The 14,929-nt window shown below is 69.1% G+C and carries 15 protein-coding genes and 1 tRNA gene; 4 read left to right on the top strand and 12 right to left on the bottom strand.

All coding sequences use genetic code 11. The features are described 5' to 3' along the window. Positions 1–8 precede the first annotated feature (8 nt). The 3 genes from HGG74_RS02880 to HGG74_RS02870 form a co-directional block, all read right to left on the bottom strand. A complete protein-coding gene (locus tag HGG74_RS02880) occupies positions 9–2,333 on the bottom strand; it encodes a penicillin-binding protein (RefSeq protein ID WP_246262604.1) in 2,325 nt (774 codons plus the stop codon). 738 nt (positions 2,334–3,071) lie between these two features. Further along, a tRNA-Tyr gene (locus tag HGG74_RS02875) sits at positions 3,072–3,153 on the bottom strand. A 106-nt stretch (positions 3,154–3,259) separates the two neighbouring features. After that, entirely contained in the window at positions 3,260–3,634 is a 375-nt protein-coding gene (locus tag HGG74_RS02870) for a hypothetical protein (protein WP_168484842.1), read from the bottom strand. Between the two features lie 166 nt (positions 3,635–3,800). Here HGG74_RS02870 and HGG74_RS02865 point away from each other — a divergent pair, with 166 nt between their 5' ends. Beyond that, the gene (locus tag HGG74_RS02865; RefSeq protein ID WP_168484841.1) at positions 3,801–4,292 is read left to right on the top strand and encodes a YajQ family cyclic di-GMP-binding protein; all 492 of its coding nucleotides are present in this window, start codon (positions 3,801–3,803) and stop codon (positions 4,290–4,292) included. A 37-nt stretch (positions 4,293–4,329) separates the two neighbouring features. Here HGG74_RS02865 and HGG74_RS02860 read toward each other — a convergent pair whose 3' ends face one another. From HGG74_RS02860 to HGG74_RS02840, 5 genes are all read right to left on the bottom strand, one after another. Further along, positions 4,330–5,031: a histidine phosphatase family protein gene (locus HGG74_RS02860; RefSeq protein ID WP_168484840.1), complete on the bottom strand. Its 702-nt coding sequence runs from the start codon at positions 5,029–5,031 to the stop codon at positions 4,330–4,332. A 57-nt stretch (positions 5,032–5,088) separates the two neighbouring features. Then, positions 5,089–5,967 (bottom strand): zinc metalloprotease HtpX, encoded by an 879-nt coding sequence (gene htpX, locus HGG74_RS02855; RefSeq protein WP_168484839.1) that lies wholly within the window; start codon positions 5,965–5,967, stop codon positions 5,089–5,091. Positions 5,968–6,139: 172 nt separating this feature from the next. Beyond that, positions 6,140–7,420 carry an MFS transporter gene (locus tag HGG74_RS02850; RefSeq protein WP_168484838.1) on the bottom strand — a complete coding sequence of 427 codons (1,281 nt, stop codon included), beginning with the start codon at positions 7,418–7,420 and terminating at the stop codon, positions 6,140–6,142. A 9-nt stretch (positions 7,421–7,429) separates the two neighbouring features. Next, positions 7,430–8,206 (bottom strand): esterase/lipase family protein, encoded by a 777-nt coding sequence (locus HGG74_RS02845; RefSeq protein WP_246262603.1) that lies wholly within the window; start codon positions 8,204–8,206, stop codon positions 7,430–7,432. Beyond that, positions 8,203–8,931: an alpha/beta fold hydrolase gene (locus HGG74_RS02840; RefSeq protein WP_168484837.1), complete on the bottom strand. Its 729-nt coding sequence runs from the start codon at positions 8,929–8,931 to the stop codon at positions 8,203–8,205. Before HGG74_RS02840 ends, HGG74_RS02845 begins: the two co-directional genes overlap by 4 nt. A 121-nt stretch (positions 8,932–9,052) precedes the next feature. Here HGG74_RS02840 and HGG74_RS02835 point away from each other — a divergent pair, with 121 nt between their 5' ends. Further along, a complete protein-coding gene (locus HGG74_RS02835) occupies positions 9,053–9,520 on the top strand; it encodes a Fur family transcriptional regulator (protein ID WP_168484836.1) in 468 nt (155 codons plus the stop codon). Between the two features lie 38 nt (positions 9,521–9,558). Continuing rightward, entirely contained in the window at positions 9,559–11,058 is a 1,500-nt protein-coding gene (locus HGG74_RS02830; RefSeq protein ID WP_168484835.1) for a catalase, read from the top strand. A gap of 70 nt (positions 11,059–11,128) precedes the next feature. On the opposite strand, the gene HGG74_RS02825 is transcribed toward HGG74_RS02830, so the two are convergent. From HGG74_RS02825 to HGG74_RS02815, 3 genes are all read right to left on the bottom strand, one after another. Beyond that, positions 11,129–11,461 (bottom strand): ankyrin repeat domain-containing protein, encoded by a 333-nt coding sequence (locus HGG74_RS02825; protein WP_168485176.1) that lies wholly within the window; start codon positions 11,459–11,461, stop codon positions 11,129–11,131. Positions 11,462–11,555: 94 nt separating this feature from the next. Further along, the gene (locus HGG74_RS02820) at positions 11,556–13,121 is read right to left on the bottom strand and encodes an amino acid permease (RefSeq protein WP_168484834.1); all 1,566 of its coding nucleotides are present in this window, start codon (positions 13,119–13,121) and stop codon (positions 11,556–11,558) included. Between the two features lie 61 nt (positions 13,122–13,182). After that, on the bottom strand, positions 13,183–13,767 hold the full coding sequence (locus tag HGG74_RS02815) for a TetR/AcrR family transcriptional regulator (RefSeq protein ID WP_168484833.1): 585 nt from the start codon (positions 13,765–13,767) through the stop codon (positions 13,183–13,185). 166 nt (positions 13,768–13,933) lie between these two features. Between HGG74_RS02815 and HGG74_RS02810 the strand changes: the two genes are divergently transcribed. Next, positions 13,934–14,143 carry a hypothetical protein gene (locus HGG74_RS02810; RefSeq protein ID WP_168484832.1) on the top strand — a complete coding sequence of 70 codons (210 nt, stop codon included), beginning with the start codon at positions 13,934–13,936 and terminating at the stop codon, positions 14,141–14,143. A 26-nt stretch (positions 14,144–14,169) separates the two neighbouring features. On the opposite strand, the gene HGG74_RS02805 is transcribed toward HGG74_RS02810, so the two are convergent. Next, a partial coding sequence (locus HGG74_RS02805; protein WP_512698800.1) for a ferredoxin--NADP reductase domain-containing protein occupies positions 14,170–14,929 on the bottom strand: 760 nt, incomplete at its 5' end.

Genomic DNA, 14,929 nt, shown 5'->3' with positions numbered 1-14,929 from the left:
TGCGGGCCCTACCTTTCCTCGGGAACGGTGATTCCGGTCCGGCTGCCGTCGCTGAGCGTGAGCTCGACTTTCTGCCGGTAGCGCAGCTTCTTGCCCGGTGCCGGGGACTGCCGCACGACGGTGTCCGCCGGGTAGAGCTCATTCGGCGCGGCGGTTTTGGTGCGGATGACGGGCCGGAGGTCGTTGCGCAGCAGGACCGTCAGTGCCTCGTCCACCTTCAGCCCCCGCACATCCGGCACGGCCTGCTGGGCGATCCGGCTCGCCACCGATGACTCCGCTTCCGGAAGCGGCAGCGCGGGCCGGCCCTTGAGCGCTCCTTCCACGGTCGCCTTCCAGACCGGACCGGCCACCTCGGACCCGGTGAGGTCGTGGAAGGTTTTGCCGTAGGCCTGGACCCGGTTCAGCGGATAGGCGGTGCCGCCGCGCGGGTCCCCCAGCCACACGGCGGCGGAGAGCTGCGGGGTGGCCCCGACAATCCAGTTCGCCGCGAAGTCGTTGGTGGTGCCCGTTTTGGCCCCGGCCTCCCGGCCCTTGGGCCCGCCCAGCAGCCCGAGGGTTCCGCCCGGCTTGAACGGTTCCTTGAGCACGTCGGCGACCGTATCGGCCACTGCCGGGTCGATCGCCTGGCGGCAGCCCGGGTCCGGGACCGGCAGCTTCTCCCCGGTGTCGCTGCGCTCGGCGGCAACCACCGCCACCGGCCGGCACACCACGCCCCCGCTCATGAACGCGGCGTAGGCACCGGCCATTTCCAGCGGCGACACCTCGTAGGCGCCCAGGGCCAGGGATGCCTCGAGCCCGCCGAGCTGGTCGATCGGCAGGGAGGTAATGCCCAAGGTTCGGGCGAACTTGGCCACGTTCCTGACGCCGGTGCGCTCGATCATCCGGATGAAGTACACGTTGACCGAACTGCGGATGGCCGCGTAGGCATCGATCACCCCGTAGTCGCGGTTGCCGTAGTTGATGTAGCCGCCCGGAGGGTTGTCCAGGACCGAGTGGTACGGACCGTTGGCCGCCAGCCGGGTCGAGGCCGGAATGCCCTGGCTCAGCGCCGTCGCCAGCACTATCGGTTTCATCGAGGAGCCGACCTGGAAGGCCTGCTTGGCGTAGACGACTTCGGTCCTGCCCTTGCCGCTGCCCCACTTGCGGTTCTGGGCAATCGCCGCGATGTGGCCGGTGCCGGGCTCGACGACGGCGGTGCCCAGGGCGGCCCGGTTCCCCGTGCCCAGGGCCTCGAGCACCGCCTTCTGGGCGGCCTTGGCCGCCTTCGGATCCAACGCCGTCGTCAGGGTCATGCCGCCGCGGGAGAGCCGGTCCTGGCGCTCCTCCGGCGTGGCGCCGAAGGCGGGGTCGGTCAGGATCTCCTCGCGGACCACTGCGCAGTAGAACGGGTATTTGGAATCTCCGCAGCTGGAGGGGACGGAGCCGCGCTTGAGGCCCAGCGGAGCCTTGCTGAGCTTGCGGGCCTCCTCCGCGCTGATCACGGCCCGGTCCTGCAGCACGGAGATCACCGTATTGCGCCGCTGCGTGGCGGCGTCCGGGTTCCGGATGGGGTCATAGTGGCCGGGGGCCTTGAGCATGCCGACCAGCAGCGCCGACTGGGCACGGTTGAGCTTGGCCGCCGTGGTGCTGAAGTAGATCCGAGCGGCCGCTTCGACCCCGTAGGCCTGGTTGCCGAAATACACTGCGTTCACATAACGGTTGAGGATTTCGTCCTTGGTCAGCCGTTCCTCCAGTTCGACGGCGTACCTGGCCTCGCGGATCTTGGCGTTGTACGTGTCCCCCACCGCCACCGCTTCCTCGGTGGCGTCCCGGGCGTTGTTGACCAGGATGTTCTGCACCAGCTGCTGGGTAATGGTGGAGGCGCCCTGGATGTCGTCCGAGATGGCGTTGTTGACCAGTGCGCGCGTGATGCCGTACGGGTCCACGCCGTGGTGCTCGTAGAAGCGGAAATCCTCGGTGGTGATGAGCGTCTGCAGGAAGATGTCGGAGACCTGGTCCAGGGACACGTCAATCCGGTTTTCGCTGTAGAAGCGGGCGAACTCGTTCCCCTCCTTGTCCAGCAGGACGGTATGCTGCGGCAGCGACCTGTCCAGCGGCAGTTCCCCGGGCAGGTCCTCCCAGTAATCCACCGCCGAGTTGCCTGCCACTGAAATCGCCACCGCGGCCGGCGCGACCACCGAACCGGCGCTCAGCGCGACGGCGGCCACGGAGGCTGTCCAGAAGGCGGCACGCGCGGCTATGCCGCGGTTCCGCTCCGGATACCCCTGCGGGGCGGCATCCATGAGCTGGTCGAGCCCGATCGAGTCCGGCTTCCTTCGTCTCCAAAGCCCCATAGTTCCGATGTGCGGAAGATTCGGTGATCCGCACCTGCTGGCCGTCCGGGGCCGGTGCGCTCCGGCGGCACTTCCTCGTGCCGGCCGGGCGTGCCTGATGGCAGGAAAAAATCTGGAAATGCGCCCCCGATGGCAGCTTCCCCCTGCCGCCGGTGGTTCCCCCGGACCACGGTTCACCTGGTCTGACGCACCCCTCCTTCCTCGAAGACGGAGCAATCATTCTGAACACTAGAGTGTCGGCGGAAGGTTGGATAGGTCCGATGCCGAATCGCAATCCGGGTGACGTCACGATGGCGGCGGCACCCGGCTCACCGAACCCGCAGGGCGCTTCCCGGCAGGGCAGGATCCGGCGGGGCCGGAAGCATGGCCGGCCGCCGGGCAGGCACGCCAGGCTCCGGAGGCAGGGGCGCCTGTGCCGGCCCGCAGAGCAGCCGGCCTACTCAGCCGGTTCCGGCCAGTCTTCGACGTCGGGTTCGTGGGCCAGCAGATCGAGGCCCAGCCAGTGCAGCAGCCGCATCAGCATGGACGGTCCCCCTTGTCCGTGTTGCGCTAGACAGTCGGTCCTTCCCTATGGTGACCAATGATGCAGTTGGCAGGTTGGGAATTTCCTGTGTATTCGCTGGGGGCAGCCGGCCGCCATGCCGGCCGGCGCGGAACATCGGTCGATAGGCGCCTGATATGCCGAGGAGCCCGGAACCTGCGTTTTACCGCTAGGTTCCGGGCTCCTGAGGCGTCCGGTGGCAGATGAGGGATTCGAACCCCCGTAGGCAGTGCCAGCTGATTTACAGTCAGCCCCCTTTGGCCGCTCGGGTAATCTGCCGAACGTCTTCGCTGGGAAGACCGCCCCCGTTTTCGGGAGCAACATAACTGTACACAAACTTTTCCCGAGTTTCGAATCGGCGGTTTCCGGCCGTGCCGGAGACCTGTCAGAGGCCGCACATGATCCGGCCGGCAAGCTGCTGGGTGAACCGGTCCGCCTGTTCCTGGCTGACCAGGCCCAGGGACACTGCCTGCTGCATTTCCGCGCGGATCCCGGCAATGCGCCCGAGCCGCTCCCGGACTGCGCCCTGGCCTGCGGACCGGGCGGGAGCCGCCTGCTGCTCCGGCGCTTCGCCCTCCCGCCGGACCAGGGTCCCGGCCCCGGCCGCGGTCAGGGGTGCGTGGGCGGCGATCACGTCCAGCACGGCGGCCTGTGCCGGGGTTGCCCCCAGCATTCCCAGGACGCCCACGGCCGCCGCAGTCAGGAACGAGCCTGCCGCTGCCTTCATGGACCGGACGATATAGCGCGGGCGGCTCCCCATCTGATGCTCCTTCGAGTGCCTCGGTGTGGATCGATTAACCGAAGCCAGTCTGGCCAAAGAACGTGGGGGCTTCCTGTTGCGAACCTGTGGATTGGCTGGACGTCCTGCCGTGCGCGGCAGCCAGTACGCTAGGGAGGAGAATATCCGGACCGAACCAGGAGGAACCATGGCCAGCGAGTCTTCGTTCGACATTGTCAGCAAGGTGGACAAGCAGGAAGTGGCGAACGCGCTGAACCAGGCGCAGAAGGAGATCGCCCAGCGCTACGACTTCAAGGGCGTCGGTGCCGAGGTCGATTTCAGCGGCGAGAAGATCCTGATGAAGGCCAGCTCGGAGGACCGGGTCAAGGCCGTGCTGGACGTGCTCCAGTCCAAGCTGATCAAGCGCGGCATCTCGCTGAAGTCTTTGGATGCGGGTGAACCGTACGCCTCCGGCAAGGAGTACCGCATCGAGGCCTCCATCAAGGAGGGCATCGCCCAGGACCAGGCCAAGAAGATCAGCAAGATCATCCGGGACGAGGGCCCCAAGGGCGTCAAGTCCCAGATCCAGGGCGACGAACTGCGAGTCTCCTCCAAGTCCCGCGACGACCTGCAGGAAGTCATCTCCCTGCTCAAGTCGGCGGACCTGGACGTGGATCTGCAGTTCATCAACTACCGCTGACAATCCGCGCCCGGCGGGCGGGGCGCACGTCCGGGGGCTAACCTGCCCCGCCCGTCCCGCTCTCGGGCCTGCGGCTGCCGTCCAGCTCGACGGCGTCGCCGGCGGGGCCATCCGCCAGGCTGCCTTCCAACGCCCGGCCACCCACCGATTCGCCCATCCAGCTCAACGCTTCCCAGCCGTTGCCGTCGCCTTCGAGCACGACCACGCCGGTATTGCCCAGGATGTTCCGGGCCACATAGTCCGCCCCGAGGTTTGCGGCGCGGGCACCGGCCCAGCTGCGGATCATCGCCCCGTGGCTGACGACCGCCACGGTCCGCAGCCCGGAGGCCAGCAGCTCGGCGACCACGGCGTCGAACCTGCCGAAAGTCTCATGCCCGTCCGGGCCGCCGGGCATCCGCTGGTCCAGGTCGCCGGCGCTCCACCCGAAGACCACCGACATATAGGTCCGGTGGGCCTGGGCATCGGCGAGCATTTCCAGCTTCCCGGCGGAGATCTCCCGCAGGCCGTGCCGCACCTCGACGGGCAACCCGTTGGCGTCGGCCAGCGGCTCGGCGGTCAGCTGGGTGCGGATGGCCGTGGAGGCCAGCAGGGCCTCGATCGGTTCCCCGGCGAGCGCGTCCGGCAGCGCCCGGGCCTGTTCGCGGCCCAGCCGGGTCAGGCCCGGGCCGGGAACGGCGGTGTCCAGGAGGCCGCGGATATTGGACGGGGTCTGCCCATGGCGGATCAGCAGCAGGCGCATAGGTTCATTAAACCCGCTCGGGAACCTGCCGCCGGGCAGCCTGCCCGGCACGGCGCCTCAGTAGCCGAGCGGACGTCCGGCCATGCGCTCGAGCCGGGCGACGCGCTGGTCCATCGGCGGGTGCGTGCTGAACATCTGCCGCAGGCCGCCGCCGCGGAAGGGATTGGCGATCATCAGGTGGCTGGTGTTCACCAGCCGCTGGTCCGCCGGCAGCGGCGCCCGCATGGTCCCCATCTCCAGCTTGCGCAGCGCCGAGGCCAGCGCCAGCGGATCATCGGTCAGGCGGGCGCCGTCCTCGTCGGCGTCGTACTCCCGGGTCCGGCTGATGGACATCTGGATCAGCATTGCGGCGAACGGGGCCAGCAGCGACATCGCCAGCAGGGCGATCGGATTGGCGTTGCGGTTTTCGCTGCTGCCGCCGCCGAAGAACATCAGGAACTGTGCCACCGAGGTGATGACGCCGGCCACCGCCGCGGCCACGGAAGAGGTCAGGATGTCCCGGTTGTACACGTGCATGAGCTCGTGCCCCAGGACCCCGCGCAGTTCCCGCTCGTTGAGCATCTGCAGGATGCCCTCGGTGCAGCACACGGCCGCATTGGCCGGGTTCCGGCCGGTGGCGAAGGCATTCGGCGACGCCGTGGGCGAGACATAGAGCGCGGGCATGGGCTGGTTGGCCCGGGCGGAGAGTTCGCGCACGATCCGGTACATGACCGGCTGCTGCGCCTCGGTGACCGGGTAGGCGTGCATCGCCCGGATGGCGATCTTGTCACTGTTCCAGTAGCTGTAGGCGACGGTACCGACACCGATCAGCCCCATGATCCAGATGAAGCTGCTGTTGCGGGTGCCGGAGGCCAGCAGGCCGCCGATGCCCAGCAGAATGGCGAACAGCACACCGAACAGGGCCGCCGTCTTCAGTCCGTTGAAATGATTGTGCACCGCTTCTGGTCTCCTCCTGTATCCGGCAAGGTTGTCAACTGGCTTCCGGCTGCGGACGCCGGAGCGCCGGATCATCCTTAAGAACGCACGCGCCCCCGGCGGTGTTCCGCAGAGCGGGGCGCGAGGGGCCCGCAGTGGCGCCGAAGCCGACACTGCGGGAGCGCCCCAATCCCTACGGCACGGGATGGCGCGCGTCGTAGCGGGCGAAGCCGGGCTGCCACCGGTGCAGCAGCCAGACTAGCAGCGCACAGGCAAGCCCGCCCGCGACGGCGGCCATCCCCTCGCCGAGCCACTGCCCGTTGCCGCCGGCGACCGCGTCGCCGAGCCGCGGGCCACCGGCCACCACCACGATGAAGATGCCCTGCAGCCGCCCGCGCATCGCATCCGGGGTGGCGGACTGCAGGATCGTGTTCCGGAAGACGCCGCTGACGGTGTCCGCTGCCCCGGCCGCGGCCAGGCAGGCCGCCGCAGCCAGCAGCCACGGCAGGGTCTGCCCGTGCGCGGCGGCGCCGGCATGGCCGGCGAGCACGACGACGGCGCCGAAGCCGGCGACGGCGGCGCCCCAGGCAGCCACGCAGACCAGCACTGCCAGGCCCTGCCGGTGGATCCGGCCCACCGGCCCGGAAAAGAGCGCGGCCAGGAAGGCACCGGCGGCCACCGCGGCGAGCAGGATGCCGGCGGTGGTTTCGCCGCCGCCGATGACCAGGGCGCCGATGGCCGGCATCAGCGCCCGGGGCTGGGCCATCACCATGGCCGCCAGGTCGGCCAGGAAAGTCATGCGCACATTCGGCCGGGTGCCCAGGAACTGCAGTCCTTCCAGCACCGAGCGCACGCCGGCCCGGCTGACCTCGCCCTCGGGCGGCACCGGCGGAAGCTTGAACAGCGCCCAGATCGAGGCGGTGAAGGTCAGCACGTCGATGGTGTAGGTCCAGCCGAAGCCCGCCTGCGCTACCAGCACGCCGGCCAGCAGCGGCCCCAGGGTCATGCCCAGGCCGAAGGTCATCATGGTCAGGGCGTTGGCTGCCGGCAGGGTCTGCTGGCGGACCAGCCGCGGCACGATCGCGCTGCGGGCTGGCTGGTTGACGCCGGCCGCGGCGGAGTGCACGGCGATGAGCAGGTAGAGCAGCCACAGCTCGCGCAGCCCCAGCCAGGCGTGGACGGCGAAGGCTGCGCTGCAGCCCCAGAGCACCAGCCCCGAGTACAGGGCCACCTTGCGTCGGTCGTGGGCGTCCACCATGGCGCCGCCGTACAGGCCGGCCAGCACCAGCGGCACCAGGCCGGCCACGCCGATGGCACCGACGGCCAGCGTCGATCCGGTCAGCTGGTACACCTGCAGGCTCACCGCCACCAGGGTCAGCTGCGCGCCGATGGAGGAGAGCGAGGTGCCGATCCACAGCCTTCGGAAGTCCGGGCTTTCCTTCAGCGGCGTGATGTCGGCAAGCAGTTGGGGCATGCGCCGATTCTAGTTGCCTTGAGCATCCGGTTCGGCCAGGGCCTGCAGCAGGATGCCCGGCAGCGCCGGATCCTCCAGCGTGCGGAAATGGCCCGCCGAATCCAGCTGGATGTTCCGGGCCCCCGGAAGGTAGCTGCCGCCGGGGATGTGGGGGTCGAAGGTGCTGTAGACGGAGGTGATCCGGTGGTTGACCGACAGGTCGGCGGCCAGGGCGCGCAGCTCGCCGTTGCGTGGCGAAAACGCGCGGATGCTGGGCAGCAGGAACAGCCGGGCGTAGACCGAGCCGGCGAACGGGGAATTCACCGCCACCATGTGCCGGATCCGCCCGGCGGAGGCCGGCAGGATCATGGCCCGCTTGCCCACCAGCCCGCCCTTGCTGTGGGCCACGATGGTCACGTCCCGCAGGTCCGCCTCCTCCAGGTACGCCGAAACCAGCGCCGCCATCCTGGGCACTTCGCCGCGGTTGTAGCCCAGCAGGCTGACCACGTGGACCGGGTGCCCGGCCCCGTGCAGCAGCTCGGCGATCCGGTGCATGAACTGCCAGTTCTCGTAGACCCCGGGAATCAGCAGCACCGGCCGGTCCCGGCGCGGCGCCTGCAGGTACGGCGCCGGGTCGGCCGGGAACAGCAGGCCGCGCAGCTGCCAATAGGCCGCATAGGCGTAATCGAGCGTCCACCACCAGCCGCGGGCTGCCAGCACGGCCGCGGCAGGCCGGCGCCGCGTCCTCCCCGGGCCGGCGCCCGTGCCCAGGTCCGGGTCCGGATCCGGATTCCTGTCCGGGCTCATGTCCGGGCCGCCAGGTCCAGGCAGTGCCGGGCGACGGCCTGCGGACGCCGGTACATCACCACGTGGGCCGCCCCCGGCACCTGGGCCGCAGCCGCGGCTCCGCCCGCCGCCAGTTCGGCCAGCCAGCGCTGCGGAACGATGGGATCATGCTCGCCGCGCAGCAGCAGGGTGGGAACGCCGACCAGCGGCAGCCGTTCCTCGAGCCGGTGCCCGATCATGTGCGGCAGGGTGGCCAGGTACCAGCGCGGTCCGCACCGCGCATAGTCGCTGAAGACCCTCCAGTTTACCCCGGGCGGTTCCAGGCAGGTGTCCTGGAGCAGCCGCAGGCCCTGCTGCCAGGCGGTCCGCTCCCGCCGGTTGACGGTCGGGCCAAGCAGGACCAGGCCGCGCACGGCGGCGCCGGCCAGGGCCAGCTCGACGGCCACCTGGCATCCCATCGAATGGCCCACGACAATGGCCGGGCCGATGCCCAGCCGGCGCAGGGCCAGGCCGGTGAGCCGCCCGAATTCCGCGATGCTCAGGGACTGGCGGGGCCTGCGGGTCCGGCCGAAGCCGGGCAGGTGGACGGCATGGACCGTGGCGGCGGCGGCCAGTTCGCGGACCAGCGGGGCAAAGTAGCGCGGGGAGGCACCGATCCCGTGGAGCAGCACGAATTCGTCGGGCCCGGCCCCCTGGGTCTCGATCCCGAACTCGCGGCCCTCCACGCTCAGATGCCGCCGTTCCATACTGCCTACCTGCAAATGCGCTCCCTTTCCGTGCCCGGCATTCAGGCCGCTTCCCGGCCTCGCCTCGGGTTAGCCTCACCTTATTATGAATTACTCATAATTGTGTGGTTACATAACTCACATGAGTTCGACGGTACCGGATACGGAACGCGCAGCGCGCGAGGCCCGCTGGGCCGAAAGCCTGCGCGGCCATGGGCGCCGGGTCACCCGGCAGCGCCTGGCCGTGCTGGAGGCCGTCGAGCATGCACCGCATGCCGTAGCGGAGGACGTCGTCGACGCCGTCCGGGCGGAACTGCCGGACATTACCGTGCAGTCCGTCTACGTGGTTCTGTCGGATCTGACCGAATCCGGCCTGTTGCGCCGGATCGAGGTCCCGCAGAGCCCGGCCCGCTACGAAACACGGGTGGCCGACAACCACCACCATGCGGTGTGCAGTTCCTGCGGGCGGATCGAGGACGTGGACTGTGCGGTGGGGCATGCGCCCTGCCTGACCCCGTCGGACACGCACGGCATGACCATCCAGGTGGCGGATGTGCTCTACCAGGGCATCTGCGCCGACTGCAGGACCGCGGCGCAGGCCGCGGACTGATCCTCCCGCAACCACTAACCGACCACAGAAAGAGAAGCATGGCTGAGAACACCACGCCGCTGACCACCGTTGCGGGCGCGCCCGTTGCGGAGAACCAGAACAGCCTGACGGCCGGTCCGCGCGGCCCGATGCTGCTGCAGGACGTTTGGTTCCTCGAGAAGCTGGCCCACTTCGACCGCGAAGTCATCCCCGAGCGCCGCATGCACGCCAAGGGTTCCGGCGCCTTCGGTACCTTCACGGTGACCCACGACATCTCGAATTACACGTCCGCGAAGATCTTCTCCGAGATCGGCAAGCAGACTGAGATGTTCATCCGCTTCTCGACCGTCGCCGGCGAGCGCGGTGCCGCCGACGCCGAGCGCGACATCCGTGGCTTCGCGGTGAAGTTCTACACGGAGGAGGGCAACTGGGACGTCGTGGGCAACAACACGCCGGTCTTCTTCTTCCGCGACCCGCTGAAGTTCCCCGACCTTAACCACGCGGTCAAGCGCGATCCGCGCACCAACCTGCGCAGCGCCGAGAACAACTGGGACTTCTGGACCAACCTGCCTGAGGCCCTGCACCAGATCACCATCGTGATGTCGGACCGCGGCATCCCGGCCTCCTACCGCCACATGCACGGCTTCGGTTCGCACACCTACAGCTTCTACAACGAGGCCGGCGAGCGCTACTGGGTGAAGTTCCACTTCCGCACGCAGCAGGGCATCAAGAACCTGACCGACGAAGAGGCTGCCAAGCTCGTCGGCGAGGACCGCGAATCCCACCAGCGCGACCTCTTCGATGCGATCGAGCGGGGCGACTTCCCGAAGTGGACGATGTTCGTCCAGATCATGCCCGAGGCCGACGCCGGGTCCTACAAGTACCACCCGTTCGACCTCACCAAGGTCTGGTCCAAGAAGGACTACCCCCTCATCGAGGTCGGCGAGTTCGAGCTCAACCGCAACCCGGAGAACTACTTCGCCGACGTCGAGCAGGCTGCCTTCTCGCCGGCCAACGTCGTGCCGGGCATCAGCTTCTCCCCGGACCGCATGCTGCAGGGCCGCCTGTTCTCCTACGGTGACGCCCAGCGCTACCGCCTCGGCGTCAACCACCACCAGATCCCGGTGAACTACCCGCGCGGCGCCAGGGTCGTGAACTCCTTCCACCGCGACGGCGCCATGCGTGTCGACGGCAACCAGGGAGCCACCCCCGGCATCAACCCGAACTCCTACGGCCGCTGGGAAGAGCAGCCCGCCTACCGCGAGCCGCAGCTGGGTGTGGGCGGCGTCGCCGACCGGTTCGACTACCGCCAGGACGACGACAACTACTTCGAGCAGCCGGGCATCCTCTTCCGCGAGAAGATGACCGCCGAGCAGCGGCAGGTGCTCTTCGAGAACACCGCCCGTGCCATCGACGGTGCCTCCCAGGCCACCATCGAGCGGCACATCGCCAACTGCACCAAGGCCGACCCGGCCTACGGCGAAGGCGTGCGCAAGGCCATCGAGGCCCTGCGGGCCAACAAGATCTCCCCGGTGGACGTCAACACCGACTCCGCCTGATCATCCGGGAACTGCCCGGGACCGTGCCCCGTCCGGGGTCCGGTCCCGGGCAGTTTTCATGTCCCGGGCTTCACTGCTCCAGCAGGTGCTCGCGGCCGAACATCCTGGCCGCCTCGCGCGCGCTCGGCGTCCCGGCGTCCAGGTCGGCTCCGGCGGCAAGCAGCCTGCCCACCACCGCATCCTCGCCCTTGAACAGCGCCCCGGCGACCGGGGACTGGTCGCGCGCATTTCGGATGTCGGGATCCGCGCCGCGCTCCAGCAGCATGCCCACGGTTTCTTCGTGCCCGTGGTAGGCGGCCAGCATCAGCAGCGTATTGCCGCCAGCATCGGCCACGTCGACCTGCAGCCCGTGGTCGAGGAATTCGGCGAGCTCGCCGGTCCGGCCCTCGCGGGCCAGGTCCATGGCCAGCTCCACGACGCGGCTGGTCTGTTCTTCATTCAGGGGAATATTGTCCGTCACACCTCAAGCGTAGGTGACGATGCCTGCGGCGGGCCGGTTACGGGGATCCGTGGTGCCGGTGTCCGCCGCGCTGGTGCACCCGCCGCTCGTGCTCGATCCGGTGCTGTTCCTCGCGCTGGCGTTCGAACGCGATCAGCTCCGGGTGGTTCAGCCGCGAATGCTGCCGGCCGTAGAGGAAGTAGATGGCCAGCCCGACGGCGAGCCAGATGGCGAACCGCACCCAGGTCAGCGTGGTCAGGTTCAGCATCAGCCAGAAACACAGCGCCGCGGACAGGATCGGCACCACCGGCGATGCCGGCACCCGGAAGGCCCGCGGCAGGTCCGGCCGCTTCCTCCGCAGCACGACGATGCCGATGCTGACCAGGACGAAGGCCGAGAGGGTGCCGATGTTGATCATTTCCTCCAGCACGTCCACATTCGTGAACCCGGCCAGCAGCGCCACCAGCACGCCGGAGACGATCTGCACGCGGGCGGGCGTCCTGTGGTGCTCGGTGGTGTGGCTCAGCCAGCGCGGCAGCAGACCGTCGCGGCTCATGGCGAAGACCACGCGTGCCAGCCCGAGCAGCAGCACCATGATCACGGTGGTCAGCCCGACCAGGATGCCCACCGAAATAACCTGGGCCGCCCACTCCGCCCCGACATTGATGAAGGCGGTGGCCAGGGAGGCCTCGTCGGCCTCGGCCAGCTCCCGGTAGGAGACCATGCCGGTCAGCGCCAGGGTCACCAGGATGTACAGGATGGTGACGATGATCAGGCCGCCGAAGATGCCCCGCGGCAGTGTCTTCTGCGGGTTGCGCACCTCCTCGGCGCTGGTGGCGACGACGTCGAAGCCGATGAAGGCGAAGAAGACGAGCGCGGCCCCGGAGAGGATGCCCAGGACCCCGTACTGCGCCGGCTCGGCGCCGCTGAGGAAGGAGAAGAGCGACTGGGTCCAGGCGTCGCCGCCGGCGCCGCTGGTGGGGACGGATTCGGGGATGAAGGGCGTGTAGTTTTCCGGCCGCACGTACATGAAGCCGACCACGATGACGAACAGGACGATGCCGACCTTGATGATCGTGAAGACGTTGTTCACCCGGGCGGACAGCTCGGTGCCCAGCACCAGCAGGGTGGTGAACACGGCGACGACCAGCAGCGGGCCCCAGGTCAGCTGCAGGCCCAGGAAGCTGACCGTCGAGGGCACGTCCAGGTTGAACAGCGAAAAGACGTTGCTGAGGTAGATCCCCCAGTACTTGGCGATGACGGCGCCGGCGGTGAGCAGTTCCAGGATCAGGTCCCAGCCGATGATCCAGGCCAGCAGTTCGCCGGCGGTCGCATAGGTATAGGTGTACGCGCTGCCGGCCACCGGAATCGTGGAGGCGAATTCGGCATAGCACATGATGGCCAGCGCGCAGGTGATGGCGGCCAGCACGAAGGACAAGGTCACCGCCGGCCCGGCATAGCTGCCGGCGGCCCTGGCGCCCACGGAGAAGATGCCTGCGCCGACGGCCACCGCCACGCCCAGGATCATCAGGTCGAAGGTGCTCAGGGTGCGCTTGAGCTGGTGGCCTGGCTCGTCCGCGTCCGCGATGGACTGCTCGATCGACTTGGTTCGGAAGAGGCTCATGGGTCAAGTATTCCCGCGCCGGCACCGGACGAATACCCTTGCCGGCCGCTTCCGGCAGCGGTTACTGCCGCGGCACCTCGAGGCCGGCCAGGAAGGTGTCCAGCAGCGCCTCGAACGCGGCGGTGGACTGCTGCCGGTCCCCAGTCAGGACGTAGTCGTAGAGCAGCCCGTGCACCGCTGCGGCGAGCATCCTGCCCCGTGCCGCCGCCTCCGGTCCGGGCATCCCCTGGGCGCGCAGCCAGCCGGCCGCCGCCTCCGCCCAGGACAGGTACGCCCCGGCAGCCGCGCTGCCGCCGTCGTCGTCCGGGGCGCGCACGGCCGCTTCGAAGCCCAGCCGCTGCAGCTGGCGGTTGCCGTCCTGAAGGGAAGCCTGCCAGAACCGGCCCAGGCTCCGCCGGAACGCTGCCGGCCCCAGCGCGGAGGTTTCGGCCGGCAGGGCCCAGCGGCGCCCGGCCTGGATCCGCTCGTCGATTTCGGCGATGAGCTGCTCCCGCTGCCCGAAGTGGTAGACCAGCATGTAGCTGCTGATGCCCAGGCCCTCGGCGAGGGAGCGGAAGGACACCTCCGCCAGGGACTTGTCCTTGAGGTACTCCACGATGGCGGCGAGCAGCTGCGGCTTGCGCTGCGGGTTCTGCGGCCGGGCCATATGCTCCTTCGGGATCCTCGCCGGGGCTTCCGGCCCAGAATATCTTTTCCGGCCCGCCCCGGCATGCCGCCGTGACGGAGGCCACACAGGCTCCGATACTGGAACGAGGGCCGCCCGCGGCCCGGTGGCCGCAGCTGGCGGCCGGCCCATCGAGAGGATGGATACTGTGGCTTTCAGGTGGTCCCTGCTCCGGCCGGGCGCAGCATGGCAGACCGTCGTCCGGCGGGGTGCCGGGGACGGCACCCCCGAAACCCGGCGGCTGGTCCGGAGCCTGCAGCGCGCCTACCCCGGTTCCCGGGTGGTGGCTGTCGGTGCGGACAAGGTGCGCCTGGAACTTCCGGGCGGCGACGTCCTCCGGTTCTACGTGAACCGCTAACGTGCCCTGCCAAGGGCCGCTCCGGCTCAGCCGCGGGAGATCCCGATCATGTCCTCGCGGGGCACCACCTTGACGCGCTCGCGTGCCACCGCGGGCATGTCCTCGCCGCCGGTGAAGGAGGCGCCAAGGCTCAGTTCGTGGGCGTCCAGCTTCAGCCAGCCTTCCCAGGTGGTGTACTCCACGCCGCGTTCCTGCAGCAGGGCGATGATCGCGTCCTCTTCCGGGTGCTTGGCCGGCGGCAGGTCCAGGCGGTCCTCGAGCAGGCACCCGATGGTTTCCAGGGCGTCGCCCTTGGTGTGCCCGATCAGGCCCACCGGCCCGCGCTTGATCCAGCCGGTGGCGTAGAGGCCGGGTACCGGCTTGCCCTCCGTGTCGATTACGCGGCCGGCCTCGTTCGGGATGACGCCGCGGCGCTCGTCGAAGCCGACCTCGGGCAGTTCCGAGCCGAAGTAGCCGATGGCCCGGTAGACGGCCTGCACCGGGTACTCGACGATCTCGCCGGTGCCGCGCACGTTGCCGGTCCCGTCCAGCTCGTTGCGCTCGAACCGGATGCCGGCGACCTTGCCGGCCCCGTCCCCGGTGCCTTCGAGGATTTCCACCGGGGTGTGCAGGAAGTGCAGGTGCAGCCGGCGCGACGCGCCGGTGTCCTGCTCCTCGACCAGCCAGTTGGTGAGGGTGTTGACCATGGTCTTGGTCTGGTTGTTGGTGCGGATGGCCTCATCCGAGCCTTCGTCGAACTCGAAGTCCTCCGGGTAGAGCACGATATCCACGTCCCGGGAATGGGAC

It is taken from the genome of Arthrobacter mobilis (assembly GCF_012395835.1).
Classification (GTDB): domain Bacteria; phylum Actinomycetota; class Actinomycetes; order Actinomycetales; family Micrococcaceae; genus Crystallibacter; species Crystallibacter mobilis.
The sequence above is the reverse complement of the archived record's forward strand: the minus strand, read 5'-3'. Positions and strand labels throughout refer to the sequence as shown.